This is a genomic window from Flavobacterium aciduliphilum, assembly GCF_003268855.1.
GTDB classification, from domain to species: domain Bacteria; phylum Bacteroidota; class Bacteroidia; order Flavobacteriales; family Flavobacteriaceae; genus Flavobacterium; species Flavobacterium aciduliphilum.
This window is the reverse complement of record NZ_QLSZ01000009.1, coordinates 39,921-56,412: the sequence shown is the minus strand read 5'-3', so window position 1 is coordinate 56,412 and position 16,492 is coordinate 39,921. Positions and strand designations below refer to the sequence as shown.

General features: G+C 35.6%; 18 protein-coding genes. 4 read left to right on the top strand and 14 right to left on the bottom strand.

What is annotated here, in order from left to right:
• Positions 1-50 precede the first annotated feature (50 nt).
• The 3 genes from CLV55_RS09970 to CLV55_RS09960 all read right to left on the bottom strand — a co-directional run bounded on the left by CLV55_RS09970 (position 51) and on the right by CLV55_RS09960 (position 2,131).
• Positions 51-1,109, bottom strand: a complete 1,059-nt coding sequence (locus CLV55_RS09970; RefSeq protein WP_112113649.1) for a nucleoid-associated protein — start codon at positions 1,107-1,109, stop codon at positions 51-53.
• A gap of 43 nt (positions 1,110-1,152) precedes the next feature.
• Positions 1,153-1,512, bottom strand: a complete 360-nt coding sequence (locus tag CLV55_RS09965) for a four helix bundle protein (RefSeq protein ID WP_112113648.1) — start codon at positions 1,510-1,512, stop codon at positions 1,153-1,155.
• Positions 1,513-1,591: 79 nt separating this feature from the next.
• Positions 1,592-2,131, bottom strand: a complete 540-nt coding sequence (locus CLV55_RS09960; protein ID WP_112113647.1) for an IS1096 element passenger TnpR family protein — start codon at positions 2,129-2,131, stop codon at positions 1,592-1,594.
• Positions 2,132-2,317: 186 nt separating this feature from the next.
• Here CLV55_RS09960 and yaaA point away from each other — a divergent pair, with 186 nt between their 5' ends.
• On the top strand, positions 2,318-3,079 hold the full coding sequence (gene yaaA, locus CLV55_RS09955; RefSeq protein ID WP_112113724.1) for a peroxide stress protein YaaA: 762 nt from the start codon (positions 2,318-2,320) through the stop codon (positions 3,077-3,079).
• Between the two features lie 69 nt (positions 3,080-3,148).
• Here yaaA and CLV55_RS09950 read toward each other — a convergent pair whose 3' ends face one another.
• The 9 genes from CLV55_RS09950 to CLV55_RS09910 form a co-directional block, all read right to left on the bottom strand.
• The gene (locus CLV55_RS09950) at positions 3,149-4,729 is read right to left on the bottom strand and encodes a DHA2 family efflux MFS transporter permease subunit (protein ID WP_112113646.1); all 1,581 of its coding nucleotides are present in this window, start codon (positions 4,727-4,729) and stop codon (positions 3,149-3,151) included.
• Positions 4,730-4,757: 28 nt separating this feature from the next.
• Complete coding sequence (locus CLV55_RS09945; RefSeq protein ID WP_112113645.1) at positions 4,758-5,837, bottom strand: HlyD family secretion protein; 1,080 nt, start codon at positions 5,835-5,837, stop codon at positions 4,758-4,760.
• Positions 5,838-5,844: 7 nt separating this feature from the next.
• Positions 5,845-7,149, bottom strand: a complete 1,305-nt coding sequence (locus CLV55_RS09940) for a TolC family protein (RefSeq protein ID WP_112113644.1) — start codon at positions 7,147-7,149, stop codon at positions 5,845-5,847.
• Positions 7,136-7,759 carry a TetR family transcriptional regulator gene (locus tag CLV55_RS09935; RefSeq protein ID WP_112113643.1) on the bottom strand — a complete coding sequence of 208 codons (624 nt, stop codon included), beginning with the start codon at positions 7,757-7,759 and terminating at the stop codon, positions 7,136-7,138. Before CLV55_RS09935 ends, CLV55_RS09940 begins: the two co-directional genes overlap by 14 nt.
• A gap of 224 nt (positions 7,760-7,983) precedes the next feature.
• Positions 7,984-8,550 carry an anthranilate synthase component II gene (locus CLV55_RS09930; RefSeq protein ID WP_112113642.1) on the bottom strand — a complete coding sequence of 189 codons (567 nt, stop codon included), beginning with the start codon at positions 8,548-8,550 and terminating at the stop codon, positions 7,984-7,986.
• A gap of 85 nt (positions 8,551-8,635) precedes the next feature.
• Positions 8,636-9,202, bottom strand: coding sequence for a YceI family protein (locus CLV55_RS09925; RefSeq protein WP_112113641.1), 567 nt, complete (start codon positions 9,200-9,202; stop codon positions 8,636-8,638).
• A 32-nt stretch (positions 9,203-9,234) separates the two neighbouring features.
• Complete coding sequence (locus CLV55_RS09920; RefSeq protein WP_112113640.1) at positions 9,235-9,867, bottom strand: NAD(P)H-dependent oxidoreductase; 633 nt, start codon at positions 9,865-9,867, stop codon at positions 9,235-9,237.
• A 10-nt stretch (positions 9,868-9,877) separates the two neighbouring features.
• On the bottom strand, positions 9,878-10,333 hold the full coding sequence (locus CLV55_RS09915) for a MarR family winged helix-turn-helix transcriptional regulator (protein WP_112113639.1): 456 nt from the start codon (positions 10,331-10,333) through the stop codon (positions 9,878-9,880).
• A gap of 129 nt (positions 10,334-10,462) precedes the next feature.
• Positions 10,463-11,035: a pentapeptide repeat-containing protein gene (locus CLV55_RS09910; RefSeq protein ID WP_112113638.1), complete on the bottom strand. Its 573-nt coding sequence runs from the start codon at positions 11,033-11,035 to the stop codon at positions 10,463-10,465.
• 144 nt (positions 11,036-11,179) lie between these two features.
• Between CLV55_RS09910 and CLV55_RS09905 the strand changes: the two genes are divergently transcribed.
• The 3 genes from CLV55_RS09905 to CLV55_RS09895 all read left to right on the top strand — a co-directional run bounded on the left by CLV55_RS09905 (position 11,180) and on the right by CLV55_RS09895 (position 14,109).
• A complete protein-coding gene (locus tag CLV55_RS09905; protein WP_112113637.1) occupies positions 11,180-12,220 on the top strand; it encodes a GMP reductase in 1,041 nt (346 codons plus the stop codon).
• Positions 12,221-12,225: 5 nt separating this feature from the next.
• A complete protein-coding gene (locus CLV55_RS09900; protein ID WP_112113636.1) occupies positions 12,226-12,741 on the top strand; it encodes an NUDIX hydrolase in 516 nt (171 codons plus the stop codon).
• A gap of 84 nt (positions 12,742-12,825) precedes the next feature.
• Entirely contained in the window at positions 12,826-14,109 is a 1,284-nt protein-coding gene (locus tag CLV55_RS09895) for an MFS transporter (RefSeq protein WP_112113635.1), read from the top strand.
• Positions 14,110-14,151: 42 nt separating this feature from the next.
• On the opposite strand, the gene CLV55_RS09890 is transcribed toward CLV55_RS09895, so the two are convergent.
• Complete coding sequence (locus CLV55_RS09890; RefSeq protein ID WP_112113634.1) at positions 14,152-14,535, bottom strand: PUR family DNA/RNA-binding protein; 384 nt, start codon at positions 14,533-14,535, stop codon at positions 14,152-14,154.
• A gap of 70 nt (positions 14,536-14,605) precedes the next feature.
• Complete coding sequence (locus tag CLV55_RS09885) at positions 14,606-16,360, bottom strand: ABC transporter ATP-binding protein (protein ID WP_112113633.1); 1,755 nt, start codon at positions 16,358-16,360, stop codon at positions 14,606-14,608.
• Positions 16,361-16,492: the final 132 nt, after the last annotated feature.

The following is a 16,492-nucleotide window of genomic DNA, read 5'->3' as shown; positions in this document are numbered from 1 at the left end:
AAATCCTCAACAAGGACTGCTGAGGATTTTGATTGTTTATAAAGGAGGAATTATCCTTTTTGTTCTTTATTGAAATAGACTAGGTAGTAATACATCTGTTTTTCCTCATCCCATCCTTTTTCTACAAATTTTTCGGCACTTTCTGGATTGATAAAATCCAATTTGATTTGGATGTTGGTATCGAGGTTGATGACGTTTTTGATAGACTTACGCGCATCAGTTACTGCCGCATTGGCAATAGGGAAGGAGGTTACATCTTCAATACTATATTTTTCGCCTCTGTCTGCTTTATAGTTTTTAAATTCTGGAATCAAATCGGGATTGTCCATCACCTCATTCAAAAACGAGGTTTCTTCAAAGGTGTCGTTTTTCGCAAAATGGTTCACCGCACGATTCATAAAGAGGACTTCTTGCTTTTTGTCTTCCGCAGGAAACACGACTTCTTTGGCAAACTCCTGACAGAATTTTAAATACTTTTTCGTCATGAAGTTCTCGTCTTGAAACGCATCGACCGACAAGAAATGCTCTAACCAATAGCGTGCATCATAGCGGTTGCTGTCTACAGTTAAGATTTTGTAGCCTTCTTCTTTTTTGTGGTTGAAAATCAAACAACCTTTGTCCAGTTTGTTTAGATTAACACCCTCTTGCAAAATCATTTCAAGATTGCTGTCTTTCTCTTCAAATTGAAGAAAATCGGTGCGCAATTCGCTTTTAAAAACCCCAATAGCATCAACTACAGTATTGTCTATAGAAACATGTGTTAAATAGGTTACATACACTTCACCATTCTTGATGTGTGGGTGATTGGATTGTTCAAAAAGATGTTTGGTAATCTTTTTAGAAACGTCGTGTACACTACTTGGATTGGTAAATATCTCCGTAGCGAAGTTGAACATCTCGTTGTATTCCAAATCGACATCGTGTGCAAACTGAAAGTAGTTTTCTTCTTTTTCACGAAACGGTTTAAAAAAATATTCCTTTAACAACGGTACAATTTCGTCGTTCAAAGCATAGGGATTCTCAGATAAGAAAAGAGCTTCATTACGGCTTTTATTTCCAACTCTGTGGATGGATAATGATTCTATATGGGTGTTGAATAGGTTGATCATATTTTTAGGCTCTAAGGAGCTAAGTTTTTAGTTACTGAGGTTTTTACTTTCGTTCTTTAATTTTGTTTATGAAGGAAACTAACATTCTTTCTAGTTCTCTACTGTCTTCGTAAAGATTATTAAAATCCTTATCCGTTAAATATTCTATATTTTTTGCGATTTCTAATTGGGTTTGTAGTTCAAACAATGAACCAATTGAAATGTTCAGAAATCTTAAGTATTCTTTGTTGCTTTCTCTTCCATGTCCTTCAGCAATATTGCTAGGAACAGAAATAGAACACCTTCTAATTTGTGAAGTCAATCCAAAGATTTCTTCTTTTGGAAAATTTTTTGTGGAATTGTAGGTTTTTGTTACTAAGTCCATGGCTTTTTGCCAAATGATAAGTTTTCTATAGGTACTCATGGCTTATATATTTAAAATTTATCAAATATATAAAAAAAACCTTAGAACCTTAATTCTTAGAACCTCAAAGCTCTAAAAATTAATTCCAATTCTCCTCAAATCCGTAATCTTCAAAATGGTCATCGCCGTGAAAAGAGTCGAAATCATCTTCGTCAAAATCATCATCAAAATCATCGAAATGATTTTCATCTTCTTCGGCTTCAAACTTTTTTTCCATAGCTTCAGCAGGCATTTCACCATGTGAGAAAATCGTTTCTGGATAAGTGGCACCAGCTTCGGTTTCTTCAATAGCAGCCAACTCTACCAAGAATGTCCACATGTTGATGAAATCATAAACATAAATAATTTTGGTGTTGTCTTCGTGGAGAATATCCGACAAAGGGTAATCGCTCATTGTTTTGTTTTCGCCTGGAACATCTCCTGTGTCAAACATCGGAATTTCATCTTCCTGATTCCATGTGTCGTCACAAGTGTAAAAGGAAGCCACTTCCATTCCATCAAAGCCAAAAGCATTTACAATGGCATTGTGTAAGTCTTCTAAAGTGTCATCTTCCAAAATGGCGATGTCTCTAAAAACATCTTCTTCAGCATCGAGAATGACTCTAAATTTATAAACCATGATTGTATTTTTTTAAGAAAGGTCAAAGGTAAAATTTAAATTAGAAAAACGAATTGCGAAATGCGAATTGTTGATAAGATTTTGTAGGTGGAATAGCAGATTTGTTTACTGATGAAGGAATTACTATTTTTGACCCTAGCCATGCGGATGGTGAACAATAAACATACATTATTGAAACCCAAAACTATGAAAATCGTTATATCCCCTGCCAAATCATTAGATTTTGAAAGTCCTGTTCCAACACAAGTGTATTCAGAATATGGTTTTGTGAAACAATCGGTAACTATTGACAAGGTTTTGAAAAAAAAGAAACCTAAACAGTTAATGGAGTTGATGGCTATTTCCGACAAGCTTGCCGATTTGAATTGGCAACGCAATCAAGAACGAAATGTAGCTGAAATGTCAATATCTAATGCACGTCCGGCGGTTTTTGCTTTTAGTGGCGATGTTTATGTTGGATTGGACGCGTATTCACTTTCTGAAGATAAAATCAATGTCTTGCAAGACAAACTCCGAATCTTGTCTGGATTGTACGGACTCTTGAAGCCGCTCGATTTAATCCAACCCTACCGCTTGGAAATGGGAACTAAATTGCCTGTAGGAACTAAGAAAAACCTTTACGAATTTTGGAAATCAACCCTTACAAAAGAATTGAATGCGCAACTCAGTAAAGACGAATTGTTTGTTAATCTTGCGAGCAACGAATATTTTGATGCTGTGGATGAAAAGAAATTGAAAGTGCCTGTTATAACACCAGAATTCAAAGACTATAAAGACGGCAAATTAAAAATGATTAGCTTTTTTGCGAAGAAAGCCCGCGGCATGATGGTGCGTTACATTATTGATACGAATGCGGAAACGATTGATGATTTGAAAGGGTTTAATTATGAAGGCTATGCTTTTGATGCTGCATTAAGCAAAGGAAACACCTTAGTCTTTACCCGATAAAAAAAAACTCTAAGACGCGTGTTCCTAGAGTTTTAGTGAAAAACAATATATAACCAATTTTTAACTATTCTAATGAATTGCTTCGGCTGGGTCGATTTTGCTTTTTCCTTTTTTGATCAGAAGAATGATAGGAATGCAAAAGAGAAAGAGAAGACCTAGGTACAAGAAAATGTCCATGTATGACAAGACCGTACTTTGCTTCATTACCGAGTATTCTAAAATTTGGTGTGCTTTATTCAAGGCTTCATTGCTGCTGTACCCTTTAGCCATAAAACTTTTTTGAAGTCCAATAATTCGTTGTTGTACTTCTAGTCGTGTGCCGTCTAAATGCGGAAGTAAATCCACACGATGTTTCTGTGCGAGACGCGTAATGTAGGTCGTGATAATAGCAATACCAAAAGATCCTCCCAACTGTCGCATCATTCCTGTAAAAGCAGCTCCTTCACCAATACTTTTTCCTTTTAAGGTAGACAGTGAAAGCGTCGTTACTGGAACAAACAGCAGCCCGAGTCCAATCCCTCTCAATATCAACGCCCAGTAAAAATGTTCTACGCCTGTATCGGGTGTCATCACTTGATTCATCCAAAATGTAAACAGAAAGAAGACGAAAAAACCACAAGCCACCATATAGCCTTGAGGAACGCCTTTCTGAATCATCTTCCCAATGAAAGGCATCATAATTGCCGTGGTGATTGACCCCGGAATAAGTAATAAACCCGCATCGGTTGCAGTCCAACCCAAAATAGATTGCGTGTAAATTGGAATAATTAGCGTAGAGCCGTAGAGTCCGAATCCCATAATGAACGACATCAGGATTCCAATTCGCAAATTTCCATCTTTGAGGACATTCAAATTCACAATGGGATGAGCATAGGTGAGTTCACGCCAAATAAATGCGAGCAGACCCACAAAAGAAACAATACTCAAAAAGATGATAAAATTGTCGTTAAACCAATCGTCTTGCTGCCCATGTTCTAGAACAAATTGAAGCGAACCAATAAACGCAATCAAGAATAAAATACCCCACCAATCGACTTGATTGGAACGCAGTTTTTCTCCATATTTTGGACTTTTTACAAAAGTTAACGTTAATATGGCCGCAATAATTCCAATAGGGATATTGATGTAAAAGATGAAAGGCCAAGAGGCATGGTCAATGATATAGCCTCCTAGTGGTGGTCCTAATGTTGGCCCCACAATAACCCCCATTCCATATATCGCTTGTGCCATACCTCTTTTTTCGGCAGGATAACTTTCTGTAATGATGGTTTGAGCAGTTACAAGCAATGCTCCACCGCCCAGTCCTTGAATGAATCGGAACGCAACTAATTCCCATATATTGGTGGCATTTCCACACAAAAAGGAAGCGGTCGTAAAGAGTATGATGGATACTGCAAAATAATTCCTTCTACCAAATTGCTGTGACAACCAACTCGTCATGGGAATCACAATAACATTAGCAATAGCATAGGCAGTTATGACCCACGCTACATCGGTAAGTGTGGCTCCAAGACTCCCTCTCATGTTGGTCAATGCCACATTCACGATCGTGGTATCGACAATTTCCAACAAGGCACACATCACCGCAGTTATTGTAATAATAACCCTTCTAAAACCATATTCTACTAAATCGTCTGCGTGTACTGACATTTTCGAATGTTATAAATTAGAACTTCGCTTATTTTAAGTGTACATCGACATCAACATTCATTCCAGGACGTAATGCGCTTAGTTTATTTTTGTCATTGGTAGCATCAAGCGAAATTTTAACAGGAAGTCTTTGTATCGTTTTAACAAAATTTCCTGTTGCATTGTCGGGAGGTAAAATAGAGAATCGTGCACCAGTAGCAGGGGAGAAGCTGGCTACAGTTCCTTGAAATTCCGTATCGGGAAACGCATCTACTTTCAATGTTACTTTTTGTCCCACCACCATTTTGTTTAATTGTGTTTCTTTAAAATTGGCAACTACCCATGTTTCAGCATTATTGATGATGTAAAATAAAGATTGACCTGGTTGTAAAAATTGACCCGGCTGGATTCCTATTTTGGAAACTTGACCATCAACGGTAGCTTGAACGACTGTATAGTTTAGGTTTAAGGTAGCCGCGGCCAATTGGGCTTGTGCTCTTTTGATATTGGCTAAAGCGACTTGTGCTTGTTTGTTGGAAACCGTACTTCGAGCTGCTGCGACACTTTTTTGATAAGCACTTGCTTTTTGTTGGTCTTGTAACACGTTTAACTGTGTTTGCGCTTCTAGTTTGGCAGCTTCCGCTTGTTCGTATTGTTGTTTTGTAATCGAATGATTTTTATAGAGATTGGCATAACGAACAAAATCGTTTGAGGCTCGAGTTAATCGGATTCGAGCTGTTTCAATAGTTCCAGTAGCCGAATGTACGTTGGCATCAGAAACCGAAATAGAAGCTTGTGCTGTTCCTATATCCGCTTTGGAAGCTTCGTAACTTTCTTCAGCAGAAGATAAGGCCGCTTTTGCTTCTTCCACTTTCACTAAATAATCTTTATTGTCAATGACAAAAAGAGTATCCCCTTTTTTTACAAAATCATTGTCTTTAACATATACTTTAGTGACATACCCAGAAACTCTAGGAATGATAGGCGTCATGTTTTTTTCTATTTGCGCGTCATCAGTAGTTTCGTGCGCTTGAGCATGCCAGTACTTGTACAAGCCATACGAACCTCCTACAAGAATTAACGTAGCAAAAATGAATATGAATTTTTTGTTTGTTTGAGTCTTTTCCATGATGCAATTATTTAGTTGATAGATTGAATGAGTTGATTAATTTTCCAGATGCAAATTGTAAATTATAATATTTTAATGCGATATCAGCTTGCGAAAGCGCTAGGTTAATTTTAGATTGTAATTGTTGCACATCCGCTTCGAGTAGATCGTTTGTAGTGGCCAGATTGTTATCATATTTGTCTTTTACAATTCGGTAATTTTCCTCTGCTTGAGTGGCAGCTAAGGCATAGACTTTGTTTTGTTTTAAAGAAAACGCATAATCCTCTTCGGCTTGTTGGCTTTCCTCTTTGATTTTATCGGATAAAATAGCTAAGGCTTGTGTGGTTTGCTCGGCTTTACTCTTTGCAAGAGCAACTTCTTTTTTGTTTTTTAAGAGCGAGGTAAAGTCATAATTCAGTCCGACACCAAAATTCATAGCATTCGTAACAGTTAAGGTATTTTTCAAATCAAGTGCGATATATCCTCCTGTAAGAGCAAATGAAGGGAAATACCCAGCACGTGCAATTTTAATCCCGATATCAGAGGCTTGTTTTTGATACTGTAAGGCTTCAACATCTTGGCGTGTTCCCTCATTTTTTTGGAGTTGATTGGCCGCCATATCTTTTTTTACAGCATTGATGTCGATTTCAATAGTCGTATTTTCTGGGAGTTGTAATAAGGTAACTAATTGGTAATTGATAATAGAAGTATTTTTAAGAGCATTATCTAATGACAACTGTACGTTTGATTCTTGCAATTGCGCTTTGAGTAAGTCATTTCGAGCCATCAACCCATTGTCAACCATGGCTGAGAAATCTTTTGTGCGTTGTTGTGCGCTTTTCAAATTCTCAGTAAAAAGCTCAATCATTTCTTGGGACTTGTAAAGAGTGGCAAATAGTTCTACGACATCGAGAGCTAACTGTTCTTTGGTGTGTGCACTTGAAGCAGTTTGTGATTTGACCATATTTTCAGAGGCCTGAATGCTGTTTTTGAGTTTAAAACCGCTAAAAACAGGCATTGAAGCGTTTATTTGACCTAACATAAGTTGGCTTACATCCATGCCATTGCCACCTCCAAAATTTGATTTAACATTCGCATTTGATAGACGCAAATATTGACCAGAAGCCTTCAAATTTGGATATTGGTTGTTTTTTAAGGTCTCTAGTTCTAAGGCAGCTGTTTTGATTTTAGTATTCGCTAAAAGCGCTTCATGACTGTTGGTAAGTACAAGAGCAATAGCTTCTTTGAGCGATAGTACTTTTTTTGTCTGACTTAAGACGACTTGAGACGATAAAGCCATTAAGGCTAAGAGAAATATTTTAGTTGTCTTCATGTGTGAGTAAAGCTTTGATGGTTTTTTGTATATGGGTTGTGAATGTTGTGAGTACATAATGTTCATAAGAAGCTTCAGTAGGTAGATGCAACAATTCCTTGAAATAAGGTTTGTTCATGTGAAAATGCGTTAGCGAACCGATAATAGTGGAGGATAAAAGCTCTATGTTGACTTCTTGTTGGAAAACCCCTTGTAACTGACCTTCGCGAATGATGTTTCGAAGCAGCTCTAAATTATCATTTTTTACCTGTGTAAAAACCTCAAGATTTAGTTCTCTCTTTTTATTGGAGAGTTCAAAATGGAGAATTTGATAGATGCACCGATTAGAATATACCCGTTTGATGTATAAAGCGACGAGCTTTTCAATTTTTTCAATAGGGGAGCTGTTCTCTTGAAGGAGGTTCTCCAGTTGTAGTTTCATACTTTTAATTCGGAAGAGCACTAAAGCTTCTAGGAGTTTTTCTTTCGAACCAAAGTAATACGAAATCATGGCTACATTGACTTGTGCCAATTGTGCAATTTCTCGAACAGAGGTGCCGTCAAACCCTTCATCTGCAAAGAGCTTTTCAGCGACCGTTAATATCTCAATTTGTTTTTCATTGAATTCCATAAGCAACAGTTTTTAAAACTCGATACAAAATTAAACAATTGTTTAAATTAAACGTTTGTTTAATTATTATTTAATAAAAAATTAATGAAAAATGAATAATAGATAAATTCTATATTATTTGTTTAATTTATTATTATCCAGTTATATATTGACTTTTATATGAAGTAAAAGTTTTATTCATAATAAAAACTGGTTTTTGGTATAAAAAAAGGATGTTTTAGATTTTAAAGACGCATCCAATTGGCTATTATTTCTTTTCCTAAAGGAGTCAAAATACTTTCAGGATGAAATTGAACCCCAAAAACAGGATAGTATTTATGGCGTATAGACATGATGAAACCCTCCTCACTCACGGATGTAATTTCAAGATGTTTTGGAAAATTTACCGAACTTATAACCCAAGAATGATAGCGTCCAACAGTGATATTTTTAGGCAAATTTTTAAATAGAACATCGTCGGTTGTTAGGGTGATTCCGGAACTCACGCCATGGTAAACGGTATCAAGATTTTCTAATTGTGCGCCAAATACTTCTCCAATAGCTTGGTGACCTAAGCAAATCCCTAAAATTTTTTTGGTTGGGGCATACTTTGTTATAACGTCTTTTAAAAGTCCAGCGTCTGAGGGAATTCCTGGACCAGGAGACAAAATGATTTTATCAAAAGAATCGATAACATCTAGATCAAAACGGTCGTTACGAAACACGGTTACAGAGCAATTCAATGCTTCTAGATAGTGTACTAGATTAAATGTAAAACTATCGTAGTTGTCAATTAAAACAATTTGTTCCATGGGGCAAATATACTACAATGAAATTTAAATATGTGAAGGCTTCAAAGGATGTCCTTTGAAGCCTTCTTTTCTAGCAAATATTCTGTTATTGGAATTCTAAAGTAACTGCTAAATCAAATTGATCGTTGATTGTTTTATCACCTAAATTATCGAAGAAACTTCCAGAACCATATTTGATTCCGTATTTCGTTCTGTCAATAGATACGTTTGCTTTTGCAGTAGATCCTGTAACAGTAATTTCAAATTTTACTGGAGCAGTAACATCTTTAATAGTTAGATCGGCAGTAACACTATACACGCCATTTCCTTTGTCTCCAATTGATTTGAAAACTAATTTTGACGTTGGGAATTTTTCAGTTCCAAAGAAATCTTCCGATTTTAAGTGACCGTTTAATTTTCCTAAATATTCTCCTGTTATATCTGTAGAGGTAAGCGATGTCATGTCTACTACAAAACTTCCACCAGTAAGTTTTTTTCCTTTAAAGATAAGATTTCCTTCTTTAAAGGCTACCGTTCCTTCGTGTTGTCCTGTTACTTTTTTACCAACCCAATGAATGGTACTTTTTTTAACATCTATTTTTTTAGATTGAGCTGTAGCTAAAGCAGATACGGCTACGAATAGGGCAAGGGCAATTGTTTTTAAATTTTTCATGATTTAAATTTTTAATGTTTAATGTTTAATAATTATAGTGTAATGAACAAATCGTCATTCGATTTTCTAACTTTTGCATAATGTTGTGTGGCATCTTCTTCGTGACGATACCCAACAGCAGCTACTAATGCTGCATTAAGATTAAGTATGTCTAAACCTAAAATTTCATTGTATTGCGCTGGAACAAAACCTTCCATAGGAGTTACATCAATTTTTAATTCTGCGGCTGCATTCATTAAATTGCTCAATGCAATGTAGGTTTGTTTTGCAGTCCAAATTGGTTTTACCTCTTCTGGCATGTTTGCAATAGCTCCCTTCATGTAATCTCCATATCCTGTTAAAGATTCTAAAGGCATGTTTCTTGTAGCTGCCACATTGTTGATGTACGCATCTACATCAGCTTCTGTAACTGTAGTTTGATTTGCAAAAACTAATAAGTGCGACGCATCAACAATTTGAGTTTGTCCCCAAGAAGCAGGTTGTAATTGTGCTCTTACTTCTGGATTTTCTACAATCAATACTTTATACAATTGTAATCCAAAAGAGGAAGCAGAAAAACGGATGGCTTCTTTCAAGGTTGCTAAATCAGCTTCTGATACTTTTTTAGTAGCATCATATTTTTTTGTTGCATAACGCCATTTTGCATTTTCGTTAAATTGACTCATAATTTTATATTTAAAGGGTTCTGTATTTCTCTAATAACGTATTTAATAGGATAATTTCTTCTTGATTTAAATTGGATGCTAATGACTTTTCATGTTCTAATACTTTAGGATCCAATTCGGTGAGGAGATTTAATCCTTTTTCTGTAATTAACACTTCAATTTTTCTTCTGTTTTCGGGACAAACTTCTCTTGTGACAAGCCCTTTTAATAAAAGTTTATCGATAAGTCTTGTAGTATTACTGTTTTTAGTAACCATCCGTTCTTGTATTACACACATGTTGGCCGGATTTCCCTTTTGCCCTCTCAAGATTCGCAATACATTAAACTGCTCACTAGAAAGATCGTAGGGTTTTAACAATTCATTAAACCTATCCGAAATGACATTCTGTGTGTATACAATGTTTAGGATAACTTTCTTCGCATCATCCAACGATACAGTCGACTTTATGATTTCTTCTATCTTCATTATTGTTGTAACAAAATTTGTAGGTACAAGTGTATGATATTTTTTATTTGTATATACAAATGTATTGTTATTTTTTTGTTAATTCTATAAAAAACAAAGTTGAATTGGTTTTAAATAAATGTTTTTGAGTTATTTAATAACAATATCATATTTTTCTAACAATCCGCTCAAACCTTCTGTAGCAAATACCGCTTTTTTAATTTTATTCTTCTCTGGGTCAATAGTATAATGGAAGCTTGTTGAAAAATCAGCTTTGGTAAGAGTGGTGTTGCTAAACACGGCACGTCTTAAATTACAATTATCAAATAATGCTTCAGATAAATCACAGTCCATAAAATCAATCGCAACCATACTGCAATTGATGAATTGCATTTTTCGTAGCTTTAAAGCATAAAATTTGGCATAATCAAGCAAACAATCATTAAAATGAAACTCGAAAAGAGTTTGTTCGGTCATGGCAAAATTCACATTGGTAAAATTACAAGCATTAAAAAACACGCCTCGAAGGGCTACGTAATTAATTTTAGCTTCTTGAAAAGTACAAGAAAAAAAATTACAATCAATAAAAGTTACGGTTTGAAAAGTACATCTCGTAAAATCGCAAGACGTAAATGTACAATTTTCAAAATCCTTGAATTTGGTTGTCGCATCATCGAACGATTGATTTTCAAATTCTTGATCAAGGATATAGTCTACTGGCATAAATTATTTTTTAAGATTTAGCTATTGGACAAAAATAGCGATGATTCTTGGAAAGTTTGAGACTGTTAATAATTTTTAATTATTTTGTGTTTCAAAAAGATAGAATATTTATGATTTGTAATATTTTTGAAAAAAAACAAGAGAATGAGAATAGAAACTGAATTGAAATTAGGATTTAAAGACGTCATGATTAGACCTAAACGATCTACATTAAACAGTAGAGCACAAGTTTCTTTAGAGCGAGAATTTAAATTCAAACACAGTACGGCCACTTGGACGGGAGTGCCTATTATGGCTGCTAATATGGACACTGTTGGAACCTTTGAAATGGCGCTAGCGCTGGCAAAAGAAAAATTATTTTCCTGCATCCACAAACATTATACGGTACATCAATGGCATGAATTTATTAAAAATGCTCCTGAATCTATAACAAATTATATAGCGGTAAGCACTGGCACAGGAACATCGGATGCCAAAAAAGTAGCTGAAATATTTGAACAAAATCCGCAATTAAAATTTTTGTGTATCGATGTTGCCAATGGGTACTCTGAGCATTTTGTAAATTTTGTCAAGCAAATGAGAAAACAATTCCCAGATAAAGTGATTATTGCAGGAAACGTGGTTACAGGCGAAATGGTAGAAGAGTTACTGCTAGAAGGTGCCGATATTGTAAAAGTAGGCATTGGTCCAGGTTCTGTTTGTACTACACGAGTTAAAACGGGAGTAGGGTATCCACAACTTTCTGCCATTATTGAGTGTGCCGATGCCGCTCATGGTTTGGGAGGACATATAATAAGTGACGGTGGGTGTACCATTCCTGGTGATGTAGCCAAGGCATTTGGTGCTGGAGCTGATTTTGTTATGCTGGGCGGTATGTTGGCTGGGCATACAGAAAGTGGAGGCGAATTACTTGAAATAAAAGGAGAAAAATATAAAATGTTTTACGGAATGAGTTCAGATACAGCCATGAACAAGCATGTTGGGGGAGTAGCCGATTACAGAGCCAGTGAGGGTAAGACGGTTCAAGTTCCTTTTAAAGGGGATGTCATCGAAACTTTACATGATATTTTGGGAGGCATTCGAAGCACGTGTACATATGTGGGGGCTTCAAAAATAAAAGAACTCACCAAACGTACTACTTTCATAAGGGTTTTAGAACAAGAAAACCGTATTTATTCAAAATAAGCACCATGTCTTTTTCTGAATTTTGTCCAAAATGCGGTGTGCAAGGAGTGTCCTTTATTGCAGATGTTAAGCTGGAATGTGATCATTGTTGCTTTGTATTGTATCACAATGTAGCAGCGGCAGTGGCTGTTATTTTTACATATAAAAACAAGATTTTATTTACGGTGCGTAATGTAAATCCCGATAAAGGAAAGCTCGATTTACCAGGAGGATTTATTGATCCTAACGAAAATGCAACCGAAGCGGCCTGCCGAGAAATTAGAGAGGAGCTAGGAATCGAAATTTCTGAAAACCAATTGCGTTATCGAACAACGGCTCCTAATACCTATTTTTATCGTGAGGTACCCTATAAAACCTTAGATATTTTTTACGAATGTGAATTAAATTTCGATGGGGTGCAGGTGGCCGCTCAAGACGAAATCAAAGCGCTGGTTTGGTTGGAAAAATCTGACATAAATCCTGAAAAAATAGCTTTTGATTCTGTAAAAAAAGTCATTCAAGAGCTGTATCAATGGTGTTAAAAAAGAATAAATATAGGTTTGACGCCTCTTGAAAAAGAAGAATAGAATACTTTTACACCTGTTTTTAATGCATAGTTAATTGTAATGAATGTAGTACAGACTTTTCAATCGGCCAAAAAATCTTTTTTTTCCAAAAATCCTTCACTTCAAAGCATTGAGTTTCGCAGGTTATTGTTGTTGCGTATTGGGGTTATTTTTGCCTTAAATATGCAGGCTACCATTTTGTATTATTGGGTGTATCAGTTAACCAACAACAAACTTTCTCTCGGATTTGTTGGACTTGCTGAGGTAATTCCTGCCATAGGGTGTTCCTTATTTGCGGGTCATTTTGTCGACTTAAATGAAAAGAAAAAAATGGTGAGTTATGCTCTCATAGGCTATATTATAACAGCAGTAGGTCTTTTTTTATTGTCATCATCTTATTTTCCAATAATAGTGTCTGTAACCCTAAAGGTCTGGATGGTATACGGATTAGTTTTTGTAGGAGGGGTATTGCGCACATTTTTTGTTCCTGCAATGTTTTCTTTATTCGGACTTATTGTTCCCAGAGCACATTACCCTAACGGAACAAGTTGGAGTAGTATGGCATGGCAAATTGGTGCCGTTCTCGGTCCTTTAGTGGCGGGAATTTTTATAGGATGTTTTGGTATCGAAACGGGTTTGTTGTGGGTAGGGATTTTTCTTTTACTCATGTTTATTCCTTTGATGGGAATTTCTAAAAAACCTATAGTAAAGAAAGAGAAAGAACCAATGTTGGAAAGTATTCGAGAAGGAATCAAATTTGTTTTTAAAACCCCTACACTTCTTGGAGCTCAATTGCTGGATATGTTTTCTGTTCTTTTTGGAGGTGCTGTGGCTTTGTTGCCTGTTTATCAAAAAGAAATTTTACATGTAGATGAGATGGGTTTTGGAATATTAAGAGCGGCCCCTGGAATAGGAGCAATTTTTACTTTTGCAATCCTAGCATTCCTTCCTTTGCAACGACAACCTGGAAAAAAGTTGTTTCTTTGTGTGACAGGTTTTGCTGTTTCAATCATCATTTTTGGCATCTCTACCAACTTCATACTGTCTTTTTTAATGCTTCTTTGCTCTGGTATGTTTGATGCAGTGAGTGTCGTTATTCGAAGTACCATCTTACAATTGGTTACGCCCGATGCGATGCGAGGAAGAGTATCGGCGGTGAATACAATATTTGTGAGTTCTTCCAACGAATTTGGCGATTTTGAAAGTGGTGTAATGGCCAATTGGTTAGGTACAGTTCGTGCTGTAGTTACAGGAGGTGTTTTGACACTTGGAGTAATCGCTTTTACTTATGCAAAAGTGCCCAAACTTAGAAATTTCTCCTTTGAAACAAAATCGGAAGAATAAAAAAGCCGCCTTAGTGAAGACGGCTTTAAGCTTTTCTAACGATTAAATATCATCAAAATCAACATCGGTATAACTAGAAGGTTTTGACGAATCTTGATTTTCTTCAGTTCTATCAGAGAAATACTCTCTTTTAAAATCTTTTTGGTGTCTTTCTGAAATTACTTCTTCTCCCTTATTATTCAAAACAAAGGAAGTCATTTCATTTAAAATCTCACTAAAAGCTGTAAAATCTTCTTTGTAAAGATAAATTTTATGCTTTTTAAAATGGAAAGAACCATCTTCTTCAGTAAACTTCTTACTTTCGGTGATGGTAATGTAATAATCATCAGCCTTGGTTGCTCTTACATCAAAGAAATACGTTCTTCTTCCAGCTCGTAGTACTTTAGAAAAAATTTCGTCTTTTTCTAACATGTCATGTTCTCTCATATTCTTCCTAATCAATTAGTATTTTTTTCTTTTACGAAAATGAAAAAAAATTCAATACAAAACAAATTTTTTAAAGTTCTTTTTCAGAAAGTTGTTTTAAATAAAGATTTTTATAATATCCTTCCTTAATTATGAGTTGATTATGAGTTCCTTGCTGTGTGATTTTTCCGTTTTCTAACACGATAATTAGATCGGCATTTTTTACCGAAGAGACCCTATGACTCACAATTAGTGTCGTTTTGTTTTGAGAAATAGGCTGCAAACGGTGCAATATTTTGTCTTCAGTTTCAGTATCAACAGCCGAAAGACAGTCATCCAATAGAAGGATAGTTGGATTTTTTAATAAAGCTCGTGCCATCGAAACACGCTGTTTTTGTCCCCCTGAAAGGGTAATCCCACGTTCTCCCAAAAGCGTTTGGTATTGATTGGTAAACGAGACAATAGCATCATGTATTTCTGCATCTTTAGCCGATTGTTCGATGGCTTCTCGGGTTGCAGTCTCGTTGCCAAACCTAATGTTGTTTTCAATCGTATCAGAAAATAAAAAAGTGTCTTGCGGCACGATGCCCATGCTATTTCTCAAATGGTAAAGATTGATTTCTTGAATAGGAATTCCGTCTATTGTAATGGTTCCTTTGTCAACATCATACATTCGGGTGAGCAAGGACAGTAGTGTGGTTTTTCCTGACCCTGTTTTTCCTACTATTGCGAGTGTTTTTCCTTTTTCTAACTCAAAAGATACTTCGTCGAGTGCTAAAATATTTGTGTCTTTGTAGCGAAACGAAACCTTTTGAAACGAAATCGTTCCCTCCAATTTAGGTTGGTCTTCACTGAGATTTTTTACAAGTGGTTCGGTTTTTAAAAATTCGTTTATTCTTTTTTGAGACGCCTCGGCTTCTTGTACCAAAGACGAAACCCATCCAATAGAAGCCACAGGCCACGTGAGCATGTTCACATACAAAATAAATTCTGCAATGGTTCCAATATTTTGGATGCTGCCTTCTATATACATTATCCCGCCCATGTAAATTACGATCAAATTACTAATTCCGATTAATGTAGCCATCAACGGACCGAATAAAGATTGCACTTGAGCCAATGCAATGCTTTTGGTTTTGCTTTCCTCTGCCAATGTTTGGAGGGTTGCCTCGTTTTGTTTTTCTAAAGCATAGGCTTTAATGACCCGAATCCCAGAAAAAACCTCCTGATTAAAGCTGGAAACTTTAGAAAGGAATTGTTGAAAAAGAGTACTTTTTTTATTGATTTCGACGCTCAATTTAAAAATTAAAAACGACAAAAAAGGCAAGGGGAGCACGGTGTACAACGTCAGTTTGGGCGACACATTATACATATAAATGAGTACAATGAGAAAACGAATAATTGTATTGATGGTATACATCACGGCGGGTCCAACATACATTCGCACTTTAGCGACATCTTCACTAATTCGATTCATCAAGTCTCCGGTTCTGTTTTGCTTGTAAAAATGTTGATCCAATACCTCATAATGCCTAAAGATTTCATTTTTTAAATCAAATTCAACGAGGCGAGACATCACAATTAAGGTTTGACGCATCAAAAATGTGAAAAAACCTGCCAGAATAGTCGCTCCAATAACGAGTAAAATATTGGTAATGAGTTCGTTTTTTACGGAATCCAAAGCGGAGTTATTTCGAGACGCCCGTTCAATGCCATTGAGGGAACTGCTAATAAGTTTTGGAGTGAATAGGGCAAAGATTTGTGCCACAATTGTAATAAAAATACCTAGTAAAAAACGATATTTATATTTGATAAAATATTTGTTTAAATAGTGTAATTCTTTCATTTTAGAAATAAAATTATAACGAAATACGATTTAAAAATGTTAAAAAACATAAAATAAAGTAATTTAAATAATCCTAGTGAAAGTTAAATTTTAGTATCAAAATGATAATTATTTTTAAAATACATGAATTAT

Excerpts from the sequence above, each read along its gene's own strand:
- CLV55_RS09965 (WP_112113648.1), bottom strand. The coding sequence starts at position 1,512 with ATGAGTACCTATAGAAAACTTATCATTTGGCAAAAAGCCATGGACTTA.
- CLV55_RS09960 (WP_112113647.1), bottom strand. The coding sequence starts at position 2,131 with ATGGTTTATAAATTTAGAGTCATTCTCGATGCTGAAGAAGATGTTTTT.
- CLV55_RS09935 (WP_112113643.1), bottom strand. The coding sequence starts at position 7,759 with ATGGAATTCAATGAAAAACAAATTGAGATATTAACGGTCGCTGAAAAG.
- CLV55_RS09915 (WP_112113639.1), bottom strand. The coding sequence starts at position 10,333 with ATGAAGATAGAAGAAATCATAAAGTCGACTGTATCGTTGGATGATGCG.
- CLV55_RS09925 (WP_112113641.1), bottom strand. The coding sequence starts at position 9,202 with ATGAAAAATTTAAAAACAATTGCCCTTGCCCTATTCGTAGCCGTATCT.
- CLV55_RS09905 (WP_112113637.1), top strand. The coding sequence starts at position 11,180 with ATGAGAATAGAAACTGAATTGAAATTAGGATTTAAAGACGTCATGATT.
- CLV55_RS09900 (WP_112113636.1), top strand. The coding sequence starts at position 12,226 with ATGTCTTTTTCTGAATTTTGTCCAAAATGCGGTGTGCAAGGAGTGTCC.
- CLV55_RS09885 (WP_112113633.1), bottom strand. The coding sequence starts at position 16,360 with ATGAAAGAATTACACTATTTAAACAAATATTTTATCAAATATAAATAT.
- CLV55_RS09910 (WP_112113638.1), bottom strand. The coding sequence starts at position 11,035 with ATGCCAGTAGACTATATCCTTGATCAAGAATTTGAAAATCAATCGTTC.
- CLV55_RS09895 (WP_112113635.1), top strand. The coding sequence starts at position 12,826 with ATGAATGTAGTACAGACTTTTCAATCGGCCAAAAAATCTTTTTTTTCC.
- CLV55_RS09950 (WP_112113646.1), bottom strand. The coding sequence starts at position 4,729 with ATGTCAGTACACGCAGACGATTTAGTAGAATATGGTTTTAGAAGGGTT.
- CLV55_RS09970 (WP_112113649.1), bottom strand. The coding sequence starts at position 1,109 with ATGATCAACCTATTCAACACCCATATAGAATCATTATCCATCCACAGA.
- CLV55_RS09940 (WP_112113644.1), bottom strand. The coding sequence starts at position 7,149 with ATGAAGACAACTAAAATATTTCTCTTAGCCTTAATGGCTTTATCGTCT.
- CLV55_RS09890 (WP_112113634.1), bottom strand. The coding sequence starts at position 14,535 with ATGAGAGAACATGACATGTTAGAAAAAGACGAAATTTTTTCTAAAGTA.
- CLV55_RS09920 (WP_112113640.1), bottom strand. The coding sequence starts at position 9,867 with ATGAGTCAATTTAACGAAAATGCAAAATGGCGTTATGCAACAAAAAAA.
- yaaA (WP_112113724.1), top strand. The coding sequence starts at position 2,318 with ATGAAAATCGTTATATCCCCTGCCAAATCATTAGATTTTGAAAGTCCT.
- CLV55_RS09945 (WP_112113645.1), bottom strand. The coding sequence starts at position 5,837 with ATGGAAAAGACTCAAACAAACAAAAAATTCATATTCATTTTTGCTACG.
- CLV55_RS09930 (WP_112113642.1), bottom strand. The coding sequence starts at position 8,550 with ATGGAACAAATTGTTTTAATTGACAACTACGATAGTTTTACATTTAAT.